Below are 20,641 nucleotides of genomic sequence, written 5' to 3'. Positions count from 1 at the left end.
TTGATGCCGAATTCTCCAACCTTGTTTCCTGAAGAGGAAAACTACATTGACCTGCTCAACGGTTTGAAGAAGCGTATTCAAACTGCTCGCATCAAAGCAGCAGTTGCTGTAAACCAAGAGATTATGTTTTTGTACTGGCAGATTGGTCAGGATATTCTCTTGCGTCAGCAGCAGCAGGGGTGGGGAGCGAAAGTCATCGATCGCATCTCAAAGGATCTGAGACGAGAATTCCCGGATATGAGCGGATTTTCGCCTCGGAATCTCAAATATATGCGGGCGTTTGCTGAAGCTTATCCCGATGAGCAAATTGTGCTATGCACCGTAGCACAAATTCCTTGGGGGCATAATCAGTCTTTGCTGAACAAGCTCAGCGACCGAGAACAGCGGCTTTGGTATGCGCAGAAAACTATTGAGAATGGATGGAGTCGCAACATCCTCGAAATCCAGATTGAGAGTAATCTATTTCAGCGCCAAGGTGGTGCGATTACCAATTTTGAGCGCACGTTACCGCCAGAGCAGTCGGACTTGAGCCATAAATTACTAAAAAATCCGTATAATTTTGAGTTTTTGACTATTTCAGAAGCGTCTCAGGAACGCGATTTAGAGCGCGGTTTGCTGCTGCATATCCAGGCTTTTCTGATGGAGTTGGGCGTTGGCTTTGCCTTTTTGGGCAGCCAGTATCCGCTCGTGGTCGAAGATAAAGAATATCGGGTGGACTTGCTTTTTGTGCGACCCGTTGACCTCAAAACCAATCTCCGTAGATTGGGTGGAGGTCAAATGATTCGAGCATCTCCTGTGAGGGCTTAAATCATTTAACTACTCTTTCGTGGTGGTGCAATTCCACCCCTCTCGGTATCAGAGTGACAGCGTATCCCACACCGGAGCGACTGACCCTCAAACTGGTGAAGCGCATGGGATAAAAGGTGGTAACTGGAAGCCTCATCCGGAACCCCATCGAGCAGAGCTGGATATGGTTACGCGAGAAACCTGTGATAGACCCACCGTAATGGTCCGAGGCAGCTAAAGAGGCTGACAAGCTGCGTCCCAAAAGGGAATGGTGAACAGGCGGGCTAGCGTATTGAACAGGACGCTAGTGATACTCCGATAGTAGCCCGGTGGAAAGCAGGAACCTAAATTCAGCGGCAAACGGAAGAGCGGAACGGAGTAACCCCACCTGGGTTCTTGGAATGTCTTCCAAGTGGGTAGTCAGCTATATACCCAAGTGGGGAAGGGATAACCTCAGAAGCAAATGCCTCCAGGAAAGCTGGAGGATAGGCTGACGGAGGTTCGGTGATCTGGACGGTAAAGCTGTAAGTCGCAGTCAAAAGTCATGAGCCAAGCATTGCTGAGGTATGAATGGAACACCATCCCCTGGCGCAAGCTAGAGCGGAAAGTGTTTAAGCTGCAAAAACGGATTTACCAAGCCTCAACCCGTGGCGATATCCAACTCGTCCATCGGCTACAACGACTACTTTTGAAGTCCTGGTCGGCTAAATGTTTGGCCGTACGAAAGGTAACCCAAGACAACCGAGGCAAGAAAACGCCAGGGATAGATGGGCAAACTGCCCTGACTCCTCGGCAACGGCTGAGTCTGGTCGCGAAGCTAAAGCTGAATCAAAAGCCTCTACCTACTCGGCGAGTCTGGATAGACAAGCCGGGAAAGGCAGAAAAACGCCCGTTGGGCATTCCAACCATAGCCGACCGGGCACAGCAAGCCTTAGTGAAACTGGCATTAGAGCCAGAATGGGAAGCCAAATTCGAGCCAAATAGTTATGGCTTTCGGCCCGGGCGCTCCTGCCATGATGCAGTGGAAGCAATTTACTATGCTGTTCGCTATAAAGCTAAGTACGTCTTAGACGCCGACATCACCCATTGCTTCGACGAAATTGATCACTCGGCATTACTGGATAAACTCAAAACCTTTCCCAAGTTGCGCCGCAGCATTCGAGCCTGGCTCAAAGCAGGTGTCCTCGATGGATCCCACTTTCAGCCAACGCCGAGTGGAACCCCGCAAGGCGGTATATTATCGCCACTGTTGGCAAACGTAGCGCTACATGGATTAGAAACAGACATCAAAGCCCTAACGTATCCAGACGTTCGGGGACAGAAGCTTGTCTTCTATAAAAATCTCCAGATCATTCGATACTGCGACGATTTTGTTGTTCTACATCAGGATTTGAGCGTGGTTCAACGATGCCAAGAGTTGATTGAAACATGGCTGAGTCAAATTGGACTAAACCTAAAGCCCAGTAAAACGCGGATTGGACATACGTTGGAGTCACATGCAGGGCAACCGCCCGGATTCAATTTCCTCGGATTCCACATTCGGCAGTACCGAGTGGGGAAACACCACTGCATGAAAGCTCCGCGTTCCGGTCAGCACCTGGGTCACGTTACGCTCATTAAACCGAGTAAAGAAGCGGTTCTCAGGCATTTGCATGAGTTGAAGACTCGACTCAGAACCCTCAGACATGCTCCGCAAGACACAGTGATTTGGTCTCTGTCTACCCTGATTCGTGGGTGGGCACAGTACTACCAAACGGCGGTCTCTCGGAAAACCTTTGAGGCACTGGGTCATCTGCTGTTTCTCAAGCTGTGGCGATGGGCAAAACGGCGACACCCACACAAGAGCAACGTCTGGGTCATCCGCAAGTATTTCCGCCGCAATGGATTGGATAACTGGCGGTTCATGACCCCGGAAGGTTCCTTCTTGATTCGACATACGGATCATCCAATCCGACGTCATATCAAAGTGCAAGGCTGCCGCAGTCCGTTTGATGGAGACCAAATTTACTGGAGTACTCGCCTAGGACGACATCCAATGTTGCCGCGTAGAGTGGCCAAGTTGCTCAAAGTGCAACACGGACGATGCCATTACTGTAGACGTTATTTCAGGCTAGAGGATGTTCTGGAAATTCATCATCTCGATGGTAATCACCACAACAATCGCGCCTCAAACTTAGCGCTCCTACATGGGCATTGTCATGATTCCATTCATGGCAAAGGTGTGTATGACAAACACCGGATCACTGAGGAGCCGTATGAGTCGAAAGGGTCATGTACGGTTCTGGAGCCGAGTAGGGTGAGTGATCACCCTACTTAGGCTAACTATCACACTCGGCTTCACTGTTATGTCGTGATTGACCTCAAGATGGGCGAATTTGAGCCGGAATACTCCGGAAAGATGAATTTCTATGTTGAGGCCGTCAATACGATGTTGCGTACCGAGATGGATAATCCAACAATTGGGATTGTGTTGTGCCGCTCCAAACGAAAAACGGTAGTGGAGTTTGCTCTAGGCTCTGTTCATAATCCAATCGGTGTGGCGACCTATCAGCTCAGTAGCGATCTCCCTCCATCGCTGCAAAATAATTTGCCAACTCCAGAACAGCTAGAAATTGAGATGAATACCGCGCTTAAGGAGCTGGAAGACGATAGCGATCGCACTTAGACAGACAAGAGTACAAAATAAACAGCGCCTGATCCGGCTGCCTGTATTCATGTCATTTTGCTGCTCATAGGGAACAATAACACGAATAGGCCTATGTATAGCAACCGAACCAAAAAAGACGCTAAGCTGTCCAGTTTTGTGGACAGAGACAGCGCAACGCTTCGTGTAATAAAGGCTATTGTTGAACAGGTGACTAGCTGCCAGCGTCCGCAGTTAATCTGCGCCTAAAAGTATTTGTCAACACCATGACTTCCATTAACAGCCCTCTACCGATCCAGAATGAATGGTCAGGCGTTCCCCCCACTTCTTTCACTCTCATATCTGGAGGGTACGAAAGTTGCGCAATCACCAGATTGAGACTCAGATGTCTCTTTGTGGAATATACCTTTTCGAGGGGTTATGCAAAAAAACCATAATTATTTTATTTTGAGACTTGCAATGTTGATTTGCCCAGTGCTTTTGAAGGATTTTTGGCTCATGTTCAGACAATGTGAAATCCAGATCTGAAGCCGCCTAAACAAGGGCACTTCAAAATCGTTTGCACGTTCTTTGGACATGAGCCTAGAATCCTTCAGCAAAATTCAAGCTAGAGCGCTAACATTTAGTATCCAGAACCTCTCAATCCATCGATGGCTGACATCCACTCCCCTCTCACATCAAACCCCGCCACCCTGACCAAAGAACAAATCATCCTGTGGGCCAACAATCCAGCTCTACGAATGAAGAACTGGCAAGCCTTGCCGCTGATTTTAGTACCGAAAGCTCTCCTCAATTTGCCTCGCCCACTCCGGGTTCAATCTCCCATTGTTCAGCAACAGCTTCAGGATTGGTTCGCCACAGCCGCTCTCGATGACATTCGGCTCGGCATTGAGCGGCACTGGATTCCCTACATTGAAATCTATATCCCCGATACACCAGCCGGACGCCAATTTCATCAGGTCGCAAGTGCGATCGGACAAATTCCGCTTAACGCAAACGTCATTCCCAAGAGCCTAGACCAGGCTTACTGGCTAAAAATCTCACACTACTTCTACCAAGCCAGAGGTCTGCTCCTCGCACAACAGCTCTACCCACTCGATCCCAACCCCCTCCACGACGACGATCAACATTTACTTCAGAACAATCTATCTGACGGAGAATTTGAACGCATCAAACACTTCGTCGATGTCAGCCATAAGACAATACAACTCATCGCAGCCGGATTTGATGAGCTTCGCGATCGGCTACCCAATCTACCAGAGAAGCACAGCTTTGACGATCACTTTCAATTCTTCGTCGAAATGCAAACAGAACGCTTCCAAGAAGACTGGGAATATACCGTCAACAACTGCGATCGGCTTCAACCGCGAACTGTACATGAAGAACGAGACGAAATTACAACCATCGCACCCCTATTAGATCAATCTCCCTGGCTAGATAAGCGGCAATCCCCAACCTACACATCACCAATCAAACGCCGCATCCACCGCAAACCCTACAAAATTCAAGTAGAAGAACAAACCCAGTATTTTGAACAACAGGGACTGTACGGTCAACTCATCCTTGCTCTACAAGCCTTAGAACAGCGCAAGCTGGATTCAGAATGGTCAACCTATATTCAAGCCATCAAGCAGGCCACACCCGCTTATTGGGAATCCATATTTTGGCTGCATGGAAAGCCTCAGTATAAATGTCAGCCATCAGTAGACCAACTTGATCCTGAAACCGAGCTGCAAGACAGGAGAAGCACCTGGAAACCGATCCAAGGCGCTGTTTCTCCACAGGGATACCTGGGCTGGCAGTTCGCTTAATATTTCGACATATTTAGTACATTTTCTTCCAATCTACTTGCCATGCCGGAAACTGGCAGAGACAACAGTTGTTTGGATTAAGCCTAAATGATTCCAGTTCATTGCTACAGCAATGAGCCAATTTGTCGGCATCATACAGCATTTTTTATTCCATTCAACCGGATATCAATCAGCTAAACCAACAGAAATATTCGTCAAGCTCATGCAGACTTTAATCGTGAAATAAGCAATACAAAAAAATAGTTTATTGATTAAAAATGTGCAAGCTTTATCTGAATAAATATTGCACAAATATCAGCTATGATAGTTATCAAACTAATAACTAGAAAGCTGATTTAATCTGTGTCTCTTCAACAACAGACAAAATTAGCCATTCAGAATTTGGAGACAACCAATGAAATTACCACCGAAAGGCCAAACCATCGCCTATGGCAGAGTTTCAAGCCGTGAGCAAGAGGAAAATCAACACGCGGCAGAACAACAACGAGACCGCTTAATATCCTATGGATGTGACCAACTTTTTTTTGATGTTGACTCGGGTAATAGCACGACTCGACCGAATTTTATTCGCATGATGGATGAAGTTGAAAAAGGCAATGTTGAGCTAATTATTGCAACTCGATGGGATCGGCTCACTCGCAATGAATTGCTGTATTTAAGCTTTAAGGAAACGTTGAGAAGCAATCAAATTCGACTCTATCTGCTCGACCAAGGAGAAGTCGATTTATCAACGGCTTCTGGAGAACTGAGCGCCGATATGCAAGCTATTTTCGCGGTGCATGAACGACGGATGCTACGTGAGCGCGTTAAGCGGGGACATAGCTACCGGCGCAAGCGAAAAGTAGCTTGGACGCGAGCACCGTTCGGCTACGCGATTCAGGACGATCGTTACGTATTAGACACAGAACCCATTATCTGCTTATTAGAACAGCGACCTGACGACTATCAAGATTTCAGCCCAGACCCCAGAGATTGGCAAAAACCACCACCTCATCCACTCATGAGTCTCAGCCGCTCCGATATTGCTCGCGATGCGATCCAAACATTTCAGGCTGTGCGGCGACCACGCACAACACTCCGACTGCTATATCAACGCTATGGACTTGAATGCAAAGCTTTTATCAACGTTAGTCGAGATAACTCGTATCAATCCTCGTCAGCCGAGTCTAGCCGACCACAACGACGAAAACGTACCAATTTAGTATTGGCCGACGAGTTACTGCTTTGGAGTTCAGGGAGTAGCTTAATCGAGTGGATAAGGAATCCTGTCCTACGAGGCCATACTGCCTATTGCAAGCATGCTCCCAGCAAACGCAAAGTTCCTGTCGAGCAATGGGAGATGCATCACAATACCCATCTCGATAACGCTTTACTGACTGAAGCCGAGTTCCATGAAATTGAGCTGACCCTTCAGGCCAATTCCCGCAAGGTTGGGACGCCCGACACAAAATTCAATCTGACGGGCCTCGTCTACTGCGATCGCTGTGGTCACAAGATGGTTCTTAAGCGGAACAAAAGCTATCGCTACTACGGCTGCCGCAACTCAACGGTCGGTTGCTCTAATCGCAAGTGCGTCCGGGTCGAAATCATTGATGAAGCGATCGCCGTCCAACTCTTCAAACACGCTCTACAACTTGCCCAAATTCAAGATCTTCCATCAGATCAGCCAACTGAATCGAAGGAGTTACGAGAACTCCGACAACAGCTAGCCGCTATTGAAGCAGCACTAAAAGCAGCTCCTAGCGAAGCCCTTAAGCGGGCTCAGCACGAAATTCAAATGAGTATTGAGCAGCGCAGCCGGGATGTCGAACTGCTGAATTTTGAGAAGGCCACTGCGGCAGAGATTATCTCTCATCCCCAGGCTCGTGACCTTGGCTTCTGGCATACCCGAACGTATCAAGAGCGTGAACTGTTCTACGACAAGCTGATCCAAAAAGTGAATATCTGCGATCGCGAGATCGTCTCAATCGATTTGAAAGTTTGATTAATGACTGACGTTTCCTCAGGAGAAATTCCGATGGCACCATCTTCAGTTTTTTCTAGTTTTGAAGCCGCTGCTGATCAGTTTTTGGCTTTAAAGGCAAAGGCACTTCCAGATTGGGTTCCGGTTTGTCAGTGCGAGAATCCTGGAACGCGCTTGGCGTGTATCACCTGTCCCAGTTATCGACTTCTGGTTAAGCAGATGCAGGAACACGTTTCTCCTGAGGAAAAGCCCGCTTGCGTACCAAAGCTCATTCCTCCTCAGCCCGCACAACTCGTATCAGACGAAGATCGGCAGCGCTACTGTGAGCTATACGCCAATGGCTACTCAGTCGCAGAGATTCGATGGATATCAGGTAACAATCTCAAGGATATTCGGCGCTGGCTACGAGACGCTGGCCTCATTGGCGGCTGTGCCGATTACTCTGCTGAGGAGAAGCACCGCTGCTTAGCACTGTACAACAGTGGACTTACCCCCCAAGCAGTGGAAGCGCAAACCCGCATTCCTGCTGATGTGGTTTCGGACTGGGTAGCTCAAGCGGGTTGTTATCGTCCTAAAACTGTCCATTCCTATTCAGAGGAAGATAAACAACGCTGTATTGACCTTTATCTAGAGGGTAACTCATGCCAGACCGTTGCTACGGTCACCGGAATTCCAGCGAAAAAAATTAACTCTTGGCTCAAACGCGCTGGTGTGAAGCGACCCAAAATCTTTGGTGGCGGTCGTCAGAAAATCTATTCTCTGGAATTCCGAGAGCACTGTTTACAACTGTTAGCTAACGGACAAACGGCAACTCAGATTGAACGAGCGCTAGGCGTTTCTGCTGATACGGTGCGGAGATGGAAGAAGGAGGCTAAACAATTGAAAAGCCAAAATAATCAAGACTGAACAACACACCGAATAGTCGTTCAGCACCTGATGTTAGGCATTCTATTTCAACAGTCTTCAAAAGGTCATGATTTTTCGTCGTGTGGGCACCGCCCACACGACGAAAAATCATGACCTATATGCCACTACCTTTGCTTTTTTACCCAACTAAGCATTACTCTTTTCATCCTCTTGCAACGGCTGTAGAACTGCCAAAACGGGGGTTAGTTGATTCACTTTGCAACCTGCGAAATTTTGCAATACCCACTGCGCTATCAACAGCAATTTCATACTGTACCTATGGCCATAAAGCCGATTGAACAGATCGATACAATCAGCGCAGAGTTTGTTCGGAGAACTCACGAATGGGATCATTCCACCACATCCAGTTCACTGACGGCAACAGAGTCCTGCTGAAAGCCGTAGGCATGGATGCTCAACTGTTGCGATTCACTTTCGATGGCTGTGAATAGCCAACTTGATAGGGAAGAGAAATGCCATATTCAGCCAGCCCCCCTACTATATTGGAGCCGATTTCTCTTCCTTCACTCGCGGTGCTCTGGGGCTGGGGGCTACTGGTATCCATAATTTGTATAGTATTCTTCCCTTTATTACAAATCGTGGATACGGAACCAGAAAGCTTATTGGAAGCGGCTTGCAGTAATCGTATTCTGAGTGGGTTTTGTAAATCTGGGATAGCCCAAATCCGGTCGTTCTGTTCGCCACGTCTGCCCGGTCGGGCGATGGCTTCAGCCTTCAATCCCAGCTTGCGGAGTAGTTTGTTGCAAATTTCCACTGGGGTTTGAGACGGCTTGATTTGGAGCCGTAACCAGTAGCGAATCTCGTTAGCAAAGTGCAGGGCTTTTTTCTTGATCGAGACACACCGCTGGTCGCTGTTGCTGTAGGATTTGCCATCCAGCAACGTCAACACACCCAGATGATCAATCATTGCGGCTTTGATGTAGTTTCTGGGCAGCCGGTGGCCAGCTCGCACTTTACCGCTCAGGATTTGCTCGGTAGCTATGCGATCGCTTTCTCGTACAGCATTCAGATTTTGGGCTCGTGCCTGTAGCAACACGCCACGCCGCATCATACCGTAATCTTTGCTGATGGCCTTGTATACTTCATCTTGGTTATCGAATAGCACACCAGGGAACTCATCACGCCATAGTACTTTATGGGCAAGGATGCGATCAGTTCGGGTGGCCTCCATCGAGTCGAGGGTGCGATGTGCCCAGTCTGGAGTATGCCCATCTTCGATTTGAGCCTGGGCAATCTCTAGCGCTTCATCCTGCCAAATATCCTCTTGGGCCTGTTTCCAGATTTCGGAGATAGCTTGATTACTAGCAACCTTAACAAGGCTCACGATATGGCCAGCCAATTCAAGCTGATCAATTAATGCCACGCTCGCGATCGCTTTCTGGCTACCAGATACCACAGCCGATTCTGCAAGGTAATCTATCACAGCCAATTCAATCTTGGATAGCTCACGTTTCTCATCAGCCACTCCAAGCACTTTGGCGACCGTTTCAACATTGCTTTTTAATCGCTTTCTGGCTGCATGAACGGAGTACTGTTCCTCGTCAGCATTTCCCAGGATGAAAGGGGGCACGAAAACGTGACGTGGAACGGGTGGACGGTAACGCCCCAGTAGCTGCATGTGGGTGTCAGTGGCCAGTGAAGGAAAGTATCCCCACACCTGAGAGAAGTAGGCATCATCAGCCGATATTCCCCCTTCAATACTCACTCCTGATTTTGCACTGGGAGAGAGAATCAACACATCAGGCTGATTGAGCTGGAGCCATTGATCAGGATTCTCGAAAAAGAGCTTGTAGGTTCCCCCCTCATTAGTTTCTGAATCAATGCGAGCAACTCTTACGCTGCGTCGTGGGCCGTCGTCAGTTTCAGTGTCTAGAACTTGGCATTGCTCGTTAACGATGTGCTCTAGTCGCTTGGCTTCACGCTGAGATGAAGTTACAAATAGAATCTTTTCGCCCCTTTGAATCTGAGCCAGTAAAACTCCTCTAAAGCCTGAATGATGGCCATCATATACCGTCACTTCCCAAGGGATACCCTGTTTCTGATGCCGAAAACATCGAACGGCTGTCGCACCACTGACAGCTTGCCAGAACTTAACGCAGCGATCGGGAATGCCATCTTCACTGAGGACGATCGCTCCACCACTTGTGATCGCATGTTTTGCAACGCTCTTGATGGCCTCTAAAACCGGAGAGTACCGCGATTTGAGTGTATCGCCTTGTGCGATGTGCTGAGTAACTTGGTTGGCTTCATCGATCACCAACAGCACAGGCTTCTGCCAAAACCACTGTGGAATTTTGCCAATTGAGTCAGGACACAGAATAACCGCAGGTCGTTTACGTACAGCTTCCCAGAACTGGCGTTGTTCGCTGGCTCTTGTGCCTTGATTGTGAATATGTTCAATGCCCCAATCCTTTGCAGTTTGCTGGCCTAGTGCATTGAGGGGAGCCAACCCCAAAACACACCAGCCATCATCTAGAGCAGCCTGTACCCAATCAGCACCAATTCGAACAGTTTTACCGCTGTTCATGTTTGCCGTGACAACATGGATTGCATCTGGGGTAAGGGTTGGCAACTCTGGTATATACCTGCCTTCGGTATTTCTCTTGATAGGAAATGAAAGCGAGTTATAGCGCTTGATGGTATTTAGCGCCGCGATAATCTGCCCATTGCGCTTGTACTGCTTCAAAGTGAGAGCGGTTTTCAGCACCCCATCCAGCCAAGATTGAGCATTGTCGCCTTGTGTATACAAGCAATCATCAATGCCCTTACCTTCACTAGCTGACCATACCGGGACGAAAACCTTACAGCCTTTCTCATTTAATACGTTGCCTAGCTTGCGAATTTGCTTATGCACATTGGCAATCGTTTTAGGCTTAGTATCTTGGTCAAAGATGATGTAGATTGGCCTCCCTTTGGTGACAAACTGGGCGATCTCAGGATGTAGCTCTAGACTTCCTTTTAGATGCCATTGGGTAATACCTCGAATTGCGATCGCAGGAATACCATGAGCAATTAGTGCAAGCGCTTTTTTCAGCCCCTCGGTAATCACTAAGGGCCGATTGGTTCTCAGCACCCCATGCCAGTAATCACTAGGTTCGACATCGTAACGCGCTGCTGTTTCCTCGTCGATTACAGGGAGGATAGGAGAGGCGATCGCGCCGGGTGCTGTTTCATACTTAATCAATTTCCCAGGCTTCTTCCAGTCTGGACGTGGGTTAATCGGCTTACAGTAGGGTACACCCTCGCCACGAAAAGCCCAAATGCCATCACGCAGATTTTCATAGCGCTTCAGCAAATCTCGCACTGGCTTTGTGGCGTATTGATCGCTATGGCCTCCAAAACTAGCCAGCTTATCGCCGAGCAAGTATTCTTGCGCCATGTCGCCATGTAAAAACTCAATATTGGCATCCCACAATGACTTGGAGATTGCGCTTTTAATACGTTCTTCCTCAATCCAATCCAACAGATCTCTTTGAACCTGAATTGATTCAGAGAATGTCTGAACATACGAAATCCGGGAAGGGAAATAGTCAGTCATACATCTCCCTCCTCAAGCTGTGCGGCTAAAAAACAAACACGGATCGTTGAATTGATCCTCTGGTCAAACCACAATTCAGAGGTTAAAATATCCATAGCAAATTCATGCCACGTTAACGTGGCACATTAGCCTGAATATGGTTTCCTAAGCTGCGGAACCATATTCAGATATACATAGAACGAGAAAACCTCAGTTCAAGGTGTTAGCGCACCTATTGAGCTGGGGTTTTCTTAGCATCTATCAAATCTTCATGCCTCCTAAAATACTCTGCAATAGCATGATTAATTAAACGATTACGATTAGGTGCTCTGCTACATCTAGCAAGCTGAAGCTTCTGAAAATTATCCTTATCCAAACGAACTGAAATGAGTTCTGGAGAATTTACTGCCACCTGAAATACTCACTAAGCTAAACGACAAAACTAAATGTGTCACAGGCATAGAAAGAAGTTAGATCCAGTACTAGGAAAAGTCAATAGAGGGTAAAAACTGCTTATTCACACCTTATGTACTAAATATTAAGTTTAGTAAACAGCACGGTTTCATGGACAATATAGACATCACTTTCTACTCCCAAATAGATAACTATTTGGGAGTAGAAAGTGAAATATAAGCAGAAGAAAAATTGCCTAAGATTAAAGCTAATGGAAAAGGCAATCAAAGAGACCCATCAAAATTTGGTTTAAGGTATGCAAAGTGCCATTCTTGCTTGGTTCCAAGAAGCTTTTACCAAAAGGAGCTAGAACAGATAAAACTGTGTCCTAGTTGAGAGGTTGATACTGTTATTAGCTACTTCTGAGATTGCACCTAGTCTGGCCACAATGACATCCAGCAGATGATCTTGACCTACTCCTGTAACCGGCACTGAAGAAACGACAGCAGTGCTTCTAGTTCGCTATCTAGCAACTGCGATAGCTGCTTACCGTTGAACCAGTTGGCGATCTGCTGTTTGATTTCAGCAGGTGTCCATCGCAGCAATCTCAAGTGCACCTGAATCAAGGCAATCTCATCCGTCCAATCCAACCGCACAGCCTGTGGAAAACGACAATCTCCCCCCCTTGCATCCCCCCCTTTTTCCGGAGATAAATTTTCTTTGTTCGGAGAAGCTTCATCTGAGGGCTCTCTACATTTCATATTTTGGGGATTGGTGTGTAATTTCTTGATATTCGGTTGTTCTGGCGGTTCAGGGGTTGGGTTAGCTGGGGACTCTAAAATGGCTGAATCGCTTATGGGCTCGGGTGGTTTACACCTTTGGGAGGGAAGATTGATTCGGTCGGCTGTTTCTTCGGTTGGGGGATCGCTGTCAGGTTGATGATGGGGATGCCATAGGGGAAGGTTGTCGGGTTTGTAGAGGGTTTTTCGACTGGTGTTGGCCTGCTGGGTGAGGAGGGCGGCTCGGGCGGTGACGCTCTCGGGCAGTTGATGACTTTGGCTGAGGGTGGTGACGGCGTTTTGGATGCGCTCCTGGGCGTCTTGGGCACGTTGGTCGTTGAAGTTGAGGATGTTGTTTTGGCCGTCGAGGTGATGGAGGGTGTGGGTTCGTTTGGGGTGATGGCCAATGGGCCAGTAGTAGTTTTCGGCGGCGCGAGCCCAGGCGCGGGCACGGATTTTGATTTCGTGTTGATGGCGACACCAGCGCTCGTAGCCGGGGCGGCTGGTGGCAGTGCGTTCGATGTAGTCGGCGAGTTCGTCTCCGCTCAGTCCTTCAAAGACGACGCCGTAGCAGCCGATTGCTTTTAAGAGGGCATTGGTTTGGCTGGGGCCGCTCCAGCCGTCTCGGATTTCGCTTTCGAGGTCGGCTTGCCATTCGCTGAGCTTGGTTCGGGTGGCGCTACGCTTGCGCTGGCGTTTGCTCTGATGCTGGCGGCCTTTGCTGAGGGCGCTGGTGAGCAGATCGATGTCTTGGCAGTGGGCGGTTTGTTCCCATTGATGGCGCAGTTGGCTGAGCGAGTCGCCGTAGGGTTGGGGGTTCAGGTCGGCGTCGAGGAGCAGGGAGCCGCTGTTGGGTTGCAGGGGCAGACGATGGCCTTGGTAGTGGGTGAATTGGCCTTGATGATGATTGCCCCAGGTTTTGATGTTGGGCAGGATTTCCAGCTGTCCGGCTTTGAGTTCAAATCCGTGCGCTTCGAGGCAGTATTTGAGCGCACAGGCCAGGTTGAAGGTGTTGACGGCTTCGGGTAGGGGCAGGTACAGGTGGAGGCCGCCGCTCCAGCTGGATTGGGTGGGGAGGATGCGGCAGATGCCGATGGTTTCGAGGGCGATTTTGATCTCGGTGATGGAGTCGAGGTTGAGGTAGCTGCTACCTTGATCGATATCGAGCAGTCCATAGTGGGTGGTGTGATCAAAGCGGACGCCGATTAGCTGCTCTGGATCGCTCCATCTCTCCCAGAGTGCTCTGGGGCGTAGGGGATAGCGTGAAATGGTTTCCCAGTTGATCTTGCTGGTGGGGTCAACGGCATCGGCGTATAGAAAACACCAGGAATAGTTAAAGGTCTGGCACAGCCACTGACCGTTGGCATCGGCGGGTAAGACGGCTTGTGATGAAGGTTGAACACGGTTTGAGCGGGACGATGAAGGGGGGGTGTCATTCATAGTTCTCTATTTCCTAAAACTGTAGAGGGAGGAAAACAGAGAGCATTTAAAAGCTCTCTACGCTTGTGGTGGTAAGCGTTAGAGAGTTATGCGCAAAAAATGTTGATTCCGCAAAAACCTGTGCTAGCATAAACACAGATGCGCGAAGAGCGCACAACTCTATGGAGTCCTAACTTGTCGCCGTCCAAAGCAAGTAGTTAGGTTCCCGGTTTAATTTCCAAATAAAACGAAAGTCTTTAAATCCCTCGGTTGTTCGCGCAATCGGGGGTTTTGACTTTCTGGGTTAGTTTCACATCTTCATCACCTCCTGTCGGAATCGGTCAAAGCCTGTATAGCCGATCATTGTAGCGGTATCGGCTGGATAAATATTAAGTGCGATCGGAACTCGCAACGGCTGCGATCGCTAAACCGCTTCTCCATTTAATCGTCCTGTAATCAGAGCTTGAATAATCGAAAGTTGTTGCAGCATTAACTGATGCTGCTGTTGACCCTGCTGTTTTATCGTCGAGTCAAGTTGTTGCATCAGCGCGACCTGCTGTTGACCTTGCTGCTGAATCAACGTTTCAATCCGGTTCAGCGTCGCATCCATCCGATCCATTGCTCTGTCCATGCGATCACCTTGCTGGCGCATGATGTTTTGTGTCTCGATGGTGTGCTCGGACAATTTGCCGACTTGCTCGGTTAACGCTTCAACTTTTTCGGTGAGGGATTCCATGTGGCGATCCATCACCTGAATGCGCGAATCGAACATCTCAATCGAACTCTGTATGTAATCTCGGCTTGCTTCTGGCATCTGCGATCGCGCCTCACTTCTTATCAGAGCTGGACAATGGCTCAAAATCTTTATCCTTTTTAGCCTGCTCTAACGACTTTTCAAGCAAATAAGAACAAAGGTTGGCTAGTGGCCTCCCTTGCTGGTCTGCCCATTCCTTGAGTTCGTCATAAACAGCGTCTGGCAATGTAACCAGCGTCTTCTTACTCACTGGATCTTCTTCTCTCATACTGGCTCGCCTCAATCATAAGCCATCAATAAGCGCTACATAGTTTAAATCTAGTGAAACTAAGTTATCGCTATGCAATCGCTTAGCGATATGTTAGCATTTGCTCGAACAGATTTGCAGCTTTTGCAGATCTTGCGTCTATCGCTACAAATCGCAACATGAGGAACAGGATTTATGGCACTCGCAACAGGTAGCCCTCCGCAGATGAATTGGAGAGTCGGACAAACTGGCGTTTCATCGGGTGGCGCAGCTCGCGTCAATGATGAATTTCGCGTTGATACCAATAAGCTTGGTCGCCTTACCCCGTCTGAGGTTCGTGCCCAGTCCCAACTGGCTAAGGATCTCCGTCAGCAGGTTGTGCTGGCCAAACAATACAAGACGGCTAGCGAGGACGTGATTAAGAGCAAGGTGACGATTGAAGAACTGCGTACTGACCTGCTTGCTAAGGGATTAGAAGGTGCAAAAGCGGTCGATAACCTGGTCAGCCGTGCCCAGCTGCAAACGGGCCAGTACATGCAAGGCTTGCAAACTACTGCTCATGCCACCCAGTTGGGCTTAAGTGCGATCGCAGAACAAGGTCAGATGGAACGCGATACGCTCACGACCAAGTATCAGTTAAAAGCACAACAGGCTCGACAGCTCCAAGCCTCAAAGCTCCAGCAGATGGGCACTAGCGCGGGCAAGGAGACCCAGATGAAGCTCGACGATGCTCGGCAGAAGGCTGCTGCTAAAGAGCTGCAAAAACAGGAAGAAATTGCCCTTAAGCACTACATCCGAGCTGATGACTATACGCCCAACACGAGCAAAGCTCCAGGCCCATTCCAGCGTATTCTGAATTTGGTTGCATAGGGAGTTGCTTATGTATGCAGAGCAACATAATCCTGAACTAGAGCGGCTTCGAGCGCTGCAAGAATCTGCGATCGCAGTCGCTCCTCACCCTGAAGTTCCCACTTGGAACTTTCACACCATTAACCGAGCGGGTTCGATGTTTGGTCTGCTGGTCGGCAGTTGGATGTTCTTGACGTTCTTAGCTCGGCTCCTGCCTGACTTCGCGTTTATCTACCTGATTCTGGCTGGAGCCGGATTGCTGGCCTGTTTCTACGTTGCGATCGCAGGTCATCCCAACCTGTTCACGTTGGTGGGTATCACCGCTTTTGGCGTCATCATCGCGACGCTGCTGGCCAGTTGGGATTTACTGCTGGGCCTGTTCTATCACCAGGGGACGGCATTAGGAAAAGTCGCCATTGTTGCGATTGGGTTTGTGCTCAGTGCTGGGCTATTTCGAGTGTTCTTCAATGCTCGACGGCCCAAAGCGCAGCAGCAACCTCAGGTCGAGTCGCAGCAATCCCAATCCGAAAAAGCCTATGACGCTGCGTGGCAAGCGTACTTACAACAATGGACTTCTCAATCCACCGACAATCCATCTTGATCTATCAAGCGGCAGGCGTATTTGGTCTGCTAATTGCTTCCTGGGGACGGCTTGATCCAACCGTCGTCACCCCGGCTGGTCAGCGGTTGCCGCATTGGGCGATCACGAATCGTGCTCAAATTGCGGCCATTTATGCACCGGATAGCTGGTCGAAGATGGCTGGCATCATGATTGCGATCGCAGGTTTTGGTAAGGCATACCAAACCAGTAAGTTAGCCGAAAAAGATGAGCGGGAACTGTTGCGCCAGCTCAATCATGAACTACGACTGCGCGCGGTTCGAGAGCAGGAAGAACTCCAGCGGCAGCTGCTGGCCAGTTCTGAGATGCTGAAAATAGCTCAAGTTGTCGAAAACCTACGAGCTGAAGAAAAGGGTGATGATGAAATCGCGGCAATTCTCGGCATTGACGTGGCTGAACTAAAAGCGTTGAGCACTCCACAACCGGAAGCGTTACCCGCTCAAGCCGTGTCACGGGAGAACGATACCTCTGAGCCACGGATACCGAATCCGCCCGACGATCCAACCGTGCACGGACTTTTGCAGGCGACGCTGAAGGCAATTCACAAGGCGAATTACTACACTGACTACGTGACCTGTTTCAAAGGCCCATCGTTTATCCAGTTCATTCTGGAGATGCGAGATCCCAAGAAATTACCGGAAGCCATTGATCGAACTCCGTCGATTGTCCAGGCCAGTTTGCACCTGCCCAAACTGCCGATGTCGGATAACGAGCATGGGTTCTTATCCCTATCACTGGCCCGTCCCGATCGGGAGCTGCGAAAGCTGGCAGAGGAAATCGACGAGATCCCAGTCCCCAAACGACCGTCACTATTTTTGGGCGTTGACCTGAAAGAGATTCGTCATTACATCCACCTCGACGGTAAACAGATGGAGGCCGTTCTAATCGGTGGTCTGCCCCGTGTGGCGGGTAAGACCAATCTGATTCGACAGATGATCGGCTTTGCCGCCAAAAACTACTCGTACCGTCACATTCAGTTCCTCGTCTTCGACGGCAAAGGCACAGAACTGAACCCGCTTAAAAACTCTCCCTATCTGGCGGAATGGCCATCGACGGCTAACCGACTGGTCGGACATTCAGAGGAGGACGCAGAACTCCAGCTCCAGTGGGTCGAGCAGGACATTGAAAACCGTCGCAGCCTATTCGCCTATCAGGGAGTGTCCAACATTGAGGACTTTAACCATCTTGAAGGCGTCACCAAAGCTGACTACAAGGTGTGGATTCTCGATGAGTCCCACATCGGCTTCCCTGATATGCGGAAAGAGAGCATGGTCATCGACGGTAAACCCACACAGGTGAAACGTTTATCAGACGTCATGTCCGTTGCGGCTACCTTTGGCTGGCTGATTCTGTTCTGCACCCAAGCGCCCGATCGCAAAACCATCCATCGCCAGGTCGATGCCAAAATCGGCCATAGGATTGGCCTGTTGCTCCAGCGGGATAAAGACTCTGAGCTGGTCATCCAGCAGGCAGGCTGTGAACGGCTGCTCGGTAAAGGTGACATGCTGGCCCGTCGCGGTGGAGAGGAGCCCGTGCGATTGCAAGCCTATGACACCTCCATCAGTGACCTGAAAGAATGGTGCTTTCCAAAAATCGCCAAACTCACGCGAGAGCAGAAACGCGATCGCATCTGTGAGTTACGCAACAAGGGGAGATCGCCCACCTACATCATTAGTCGCGTCTGGAACGTGACTGAAGGTGATGAGGGATGGGCAGCCGCACAACAGGAGTTTCTAGAGATAACGAAGGAGCTTCTAGAGCTGACTATTCAAGAACACCCTGAAAATCATTCCCCCAATACCGATTTTGGCGACAGCGGCAATTTCCCTGATTGAGTTGCTATAGCAAGTCGAGAGTTGCGATAAGTCGCTGAACCTCAACCTAAAAGCCTGTTTCGAGCTTTGTCGGAACCATTCTGAATTGCAAGTCAAAGGGAAGTATCGTTGCAAACCTGAAGCATACGTTCTAATCGTTGCAATTTCTCCCCCAAAAGCCGATTGACTTGCGATAAAAATCGAAACGTTGCAAAAGCCTTACGGAGATTGAATTCCATGCCTAGACACAGAAGACCAGCGACAACGCGAGTCCCCCAGCCGACCAACCTTGTAGAGGGATTCCGGCAGGTTGAAGTAGCGCAAATGCTGGGGGCATCTCAGCACCAATTGAGCCGTGACTGTAACGCCCTCTGGCCTGACCGTCACTCCTTCTCACTGCTCACCGAGACGCAGGTTAGAACTCTGTACTGCGTCGCCATGTTTCGCCATGTGCAGTATGCCAGGGGACGATATCAGGTCTTGACGAGTGAAATCCTCGACTTCATCAACAACAGCACGGATGAGGAGATCTGGGCAGTTGTCACGTTAGCCGGTGGCTCGCAGGAAGACTGCAACGCCGGGATCGAGGAAATGCTCATCAAGCGCAACCAGCGCCGTATCCAGCAAGAAACCATCAATGTATCTAGCACCGTCGCATAGGAGACTTTGATCCATGACCACGAACGACAACAAACCCGCTAAGACCGCAGACCAGCAGGCCAGCCTAGCCCGTTCCGTCGATACCTCCAGCGCTGGCAAGATGGCGCGATCGCAGACCACATCAAAGCCGTATCGCCCTCCAGCCGTCCAGACTGAGAACCCAAATGTGAACGTAGACGTTGAACAGTTTGAACCCGCTCAGCTTGTCCAGGGTGGAACTGAATTAGTTGATGCTGCCTTTGATGCGGCTGAACACGGAATGGAGGTGCGGTTCAAAGAACGGGGCCAGCAGCTGGTGAAGCGCACTAACTACATGATGGCGACACTGTTCAACGGAATGGCGGTTAAAGCAGGCAGTATCCGCAGCGCCTACATCACCGCTCCAGACGAGGGTGAAGCTGATGAATAACGACATTGAGCAAATCCCTGACAAGTTCGACCCAACCCTTGCGATCGCAATTGGTGAGCACATGGCCGATCTTCAGTTCGATGTGGCTGAGTCTAGTTACTCGCAGCGGCTCGATCAGAACTACAAAGGCTTTTGCCTGACGCAGGCCAGTGATGAAGCCATGAGCCGTTATTTGGGTGAACACATCGCCATCGTTCGGCTCGACGAGCGACTGCGGTTCATCGGTCGCACCCTACTTTATGGACTGCTGGTTGCGATTATCCCGGTCGGATGTGCGATCGCAGTTGGCATGAGTGGATATTCTGCCCTGTTACTCATCCCTGCATTAATGGCTGGCATGTGGCTGGCTGCCGTAAACCACTGAGGACTATCCCATGTGTGAACTGATTATCGGGCTTGCGATCGCAGCCATCATTATCAAATTAACGAGTCAGTAGTTAGCAGGCAGGGGAACCCGCAAAAGTAGCCCCTGCCCTATCTCCAGTAACAGAGACGAGGACATTATGAACCCTATCAATATCAACATCAATCTCGACGGCAATCAGAAGCAACTGCCCACCTCTACTCCAGTTGTTGCAGTGCAGCCGCTGGCGCGATCGTCGCAGCCGATTCAAGCTGAACTGATAGAGCCACATGAACAAGTCGGAGTGTTTACCGTTCCAAAATCTGGCATCAATTTGGATACGTTGAGAGCTGCGATCTCAGCAACCTGCTTTTTTGTAGCGCTACTTCTGCTCATTCAGTCATTCAAAACGAAGCCGCAAGAGCCCACCCTAACCCAATCTCAGGTTGACGCACTACTCCAGCAAGAGCGATCACGATGGATGGCAGAGCAGCAATCGTTGGAGCATCAGCAGCTTAAAGCGGAGTTTCAAGGCTTCAAGGATGGTGTGATTTATAGTCATCCGTAGGCGCTATCCCATACACAAATGAGTTTGATGATGCTCCGGCTAGTTGCCGGAGCATTTTTTCGTGTGCTGATCCAGAATGAATTTTCAGCCATTCCCCCACTTTTTTCACTCTCCCTACTAGCTTGAATCCTACCCTCTT

At 49.4% G+C, this 20,641-nt stretch carries 16 protein-coding genes and 1 pseudogene; 13 read left to right on the top strand and 4 right to left on the bottom strand.

The features are described 5' to 3' along the window. Nucleotides 1-3 precede the first annotated feature (3 nt). From AC286M_RS01510 to AC286M_RS01485, 6 genes and pseudogenes are all read left to right on the top strand, one after another. A complete protein-coding gene (locus AC286M_RS01510; RefSeq protein ID WP_488202708.1) occupies nt 4-807 on the top strand; it encodes a PDDEXK nuclease domain-containing protein in 804 nt (267 codons plus the stop codon). Between the two features lie 523 nt (nt 808-1,330). Next, nucleotides 1,331-3,103: a group II intron reverse transcriptase/maturase gene (gene ltrA, locus AC286M_RS01505; RefSeq protein WP_488202707.1), complete on the top strand. Its 1,773-nt coding sequence runs from the start codon at nt 1,331-1,333 to the stop codon at nt 3,101-3,103. Between the two features lie 18 nt (nt 3,104-3,121). Continuing rightward, nucleotides 3,122-3,451 (top strand): annotated as a pseudogene (locus AC286M_RS01500) (PDDEXK nuclease domain-containing protein); the annotation flags it as partial. Between the two features lie 629 nt (nt 3,452-4,080). After that, entirely contained in the window at nt 4,081-5,241 is a 1,161-nt protein-coding gene (locus tag AC286M_RS01495; RefSeq protein WP_488202706.1) for a hypothetical protein, read from the top strand. A 394-nt stretch (nt 5,242-5,635) separates the two neighbouring features. Then, the gene (locus AC286M_RS01490) at nt 5,636-7,225 is read left to right on the top strand and encodes a recombinase family protein (RefSeq protein WP_488202705.1); all 1,590 of its coding nucleotides are present in this window, start codon (nt 5,636-5,638) and stop codon (nt 7,223-7,225) included. Nucleotides 7,226-7,258: 33 nt separating this feature from the next. After that, entirely contained in the window at nt 7,259-8,110 is an 852-nt protein-coding gene (locus AC286M_RS01485; RefSeq protein WP_488202704.1) for a helix-turn-helix domain-containing protein, read from the top strand. A gap of 415 nt (nt 8,111-8,525) precedes the next feature. Here AC286M_RS01485 and AC286M_RS01480 read toward each other — a convergent pair whose 3' ends face one another. The 4 genes from AC286M_RS01480 to AC286M_RS01465 form a co-directional block, all read right to left on the bottom strand. Continuing rightward, nucleotides 8,526-11,669 carry a DUF3854 domain-containing protein gene (locus AC286M_RS01480; RefSeq protein WP_488202703.1) on the bottom strand — a complete coding sequence of 1,048 codons (3,144 nt, stop codon included), beginning with the start codon at nt 11,667-11,669 and terminating at the stop codon, nt 8,526-8,528. Nucleotides 11,670-12,514: 845 nt separating this feature from the next. Then, nucleotides 12,515-14,260 carry a hypothetical protein gene (locus AC286M_RS01475; RefSeq protein WP_488202702.1) on the bottom strand — a complete coding sequence of 582 codons (1,746 nt, stop codon included), beginning with the start codon at nt 14,258-14,260 and terminating at the stop codon, nt 12,515-12,517. Between the two features lie 403 nt (nt 14,261-14,663). Next, nucleotides 14,664-15,011, bottom strand: a complete 348-nt coding sequence (locus tag AC286M_RS01470; protein WP_488202701.1) for a hypothetical protein — start codon at nt 15,009-15,011, stop codon at nt 14,664-14,666. 55 nt (nt 15,012-15,066) lie between these two features. After that, a complete protein-coding gene (locus AC286M_RS01465; RefSeq protein ID WP_488202700.1) occupies nt 15,067-15,261 on the bottom strand; it encodes a ribbon-helix-helix domain-containing protein in 195 nt (64 codons plus the stop codon). A gap of 174 nt (nt 15,262-15,435) precedes the next feature. On the opposite strand from AC286M_RS01465, the gene AC286M_RS01460 reads away from it, so the two are divergent. The 7 genes from AC286M_RS01460 to AC286M_RS01430 all read left to right on the top strand — a co-directional run bounded on the left by AC286M_RS01460 (nt 15,436) and on the right by AC286M_RS01430 (nt 20,502). Then, on the top strand, nt 15,436-16,110 hold the full coding sequence (locus AC286M_RS01460) for a hypothetical protein (RefSeq protein WP_488202699.1): 675 nt from the start codon (nt 15,436-15,438) through the stop codon (nt 16,108-16,110). Between the two features lie 10 nt (nt 16,111-16,120). After that, nucleotides 16,121-16,690, top strand: a complete 570-nt coding sequence (locus tag AC286M_RS01455; RefSeq protein ID WP_488202698.1) for a hypothetical protein — start codon at nt 16,121-16,123, stop codon at nt 16,688-16,690. After that, nucleotides 16,657-18,543, top strand: a complete 1,887-nt coding sequence (locus AC286M_RS01450) for an FtsK/SpoIIIE domain-containing protein (RefSeq protein WP_488202697.1) — start codon at nt 16,657-16,659, stop codon at nt 18,541-18,543. Before AC286M_RS01455 ends, AC286M_RS01450 begins: the two co-directional genes overlap by 34 nt. Before the next feature lie 216 nt (nt 18,544-18,759). Next, nucleotides 18,760-19,182 (top strand): hypothetical protein, encoded by a 423-nt coding sequence (locus tag AC286M_RS01445; RefSeq protein WP_488202696.1) that lies wholly within the window; start codon nt 18,760-18,762, stop codon nt 19,180-19,182. A gap of 13 nt (nt 19,183-19,195) precedes the next feature. Beyond that, nucleotides 19,196-19,591 (top strand): hypothetical protein, encoded by a 396-nt coding sequence (locus AC286M_RS01440; protein ID WP_488202695.1) that lies wholly within the window; start codon nt 19,196-19,198, stop codon nt 19,589-19,591. Further along, nucleotides 19,584-19,955 carry a hypothetical protein gene (locus tag AC286M_RS01435; protein WP_488202694.1) on the top strand — a complete coding sequence of 124 codons (372 nt, stop codon included), beginning with the start codon at nt 19,584-19,586 and terminating at the stop codon, nt 19,953-19,955. Before AC286M_RS01440 ends, AC286M_RS01435 begins: the two co-directional genes overlap by 8 nt. A 139-nt stretch (nt 19,956-20,094) precedes the next feature. Continuing rightward, entirely contained in the window at nt 20,095-20,502 is a 408-nt protein-coding gene (locus AC286M_RS01430) for a hypothetical protein (protein WP_488202693.1), read from the top strand. Nucleotides 20,503-20,641 lie beyond the last annotated feature (139 nt).

It is taken from the genome of Thainema salinarum CENA647 (assembly GCF_057732415.1).
This window is presented reverse-complemented; position numbering and strand designations above follow the sequence as displayed.

Excerpts from the sequence above, each read along its gene's own strand:
- AC286M_RS01510 (WP_488202708.1), top strand. The coding sequence starts at position 4 with ATGCCGAATTCTCCAACCTTGTTTCCTGAAGAGGAAAACTACATTGAC.
- ltrA (WP_488202707.1), top strand. The coding sequence starts at position 1,331 with ATGAGCCAAGCATTGCTGAGGTATGAATGGAACACCATCCCCTGGCGC.
- AC286M_RS01495 (WP_488202706.1), top strand. The coding sequence starts at position 4,081 with ATGGCTGACATCCACTCCCCTCTCACATCAAACCCCGCCACCCTGACC.
- AC286M_RS01490 (WP_488202705.1), top strand. The coding sequence starts at position 5,636 with ATGAAATTACCACCGAAAGGCCAAACCATCGCCTATGGCAGAGTTTCA.
- AC286M_RS01485 (WP_488202704.1), top strand. The coding sequence starts at position 7,259 with ATGGCACCATCTTCAGTTTTTTCTAGTTTTGAAGCCGCTGCTGATCAG.
- AC286M_RS01480 (WP_488202703.1), bottom strand. The coding sequence starts at position 11,669 with ATGACTGACTATTTCCCTTCCCGGATTTCGTATGTTCAGACATTCTCT.
- AC286M_RS01475 (WP_488202702.1), bottom strand. The coding sequence starts at position 14,260 with ATGAATGACACCCCCCCTTCATCGTCCCGCTCAAACCGTGTTCAACCT.
- AC286M_RS01470 (WP_488202701.1), bottom strand. The coding sequence starts at position 15,011 with ATGTTCGATTCGCGCATTCAGGTGATGGATCGCCACATGGAATCCCTC.
- AC286M_RS01465 (WP_488202700.1), bottom strand. The coding sequence starts at position 15,261 with ATGAGAGAAGAAGATCCAGTGAGTAAGAAGACGCTGGTTACATTGCCA.
- AC286M_RS01460 (WP_488202699.1), top strand. The coding sequence starts at position 15,436 with ATGGCACTCGCAACAGGTAGCCCTCCGCAGATGAATTGGAGAGTCGGA.
- AC286M_RS01455 (WP_488202698.1), top strand. The coding sequence starts at position 16,121 with ATGTATGCAGAGCAACATAATCCTGAACTAGAGCGGCTTCGAGCGCTG.
- AC286M_RS01450 (WP_488202697.1), top strand. The coding sequence starts at position 16,657 with ATGGACTTCTCAATCCACCGACAATCCATCTTGATCTATCAAGCGGCA.
- AC286M_RS01445 (WP_488202696.1), top strand. The coding sequence starts at position 18,760 with ATGCCTAGACACAGAAGACCAGCGACAACGCGAGTCCCCCAGCCGACC.
- AC286M_RS01440 (WP_488202695.1), top strand. The coding sequence starts at position 19,196 with ATGACCACGAACGACAACAAACCCGCTAAGACCGCAGACCAGCAGGCC.
- AC286M_RS01435 (WP_488202694.1), top strand. The coding sequence starts at position 19,584 with ATGAATAACGACATTGAGCAAATCCCTGACAAGTTCGACCCAACCCTT.
- AC286M_RS01430 (WP_488202693.1), top strand. The coding sequence starts at position 20,095 with ATGAACCCTATCAATATCAACATCAATCTCGACGGCAATCAGAAGCAA.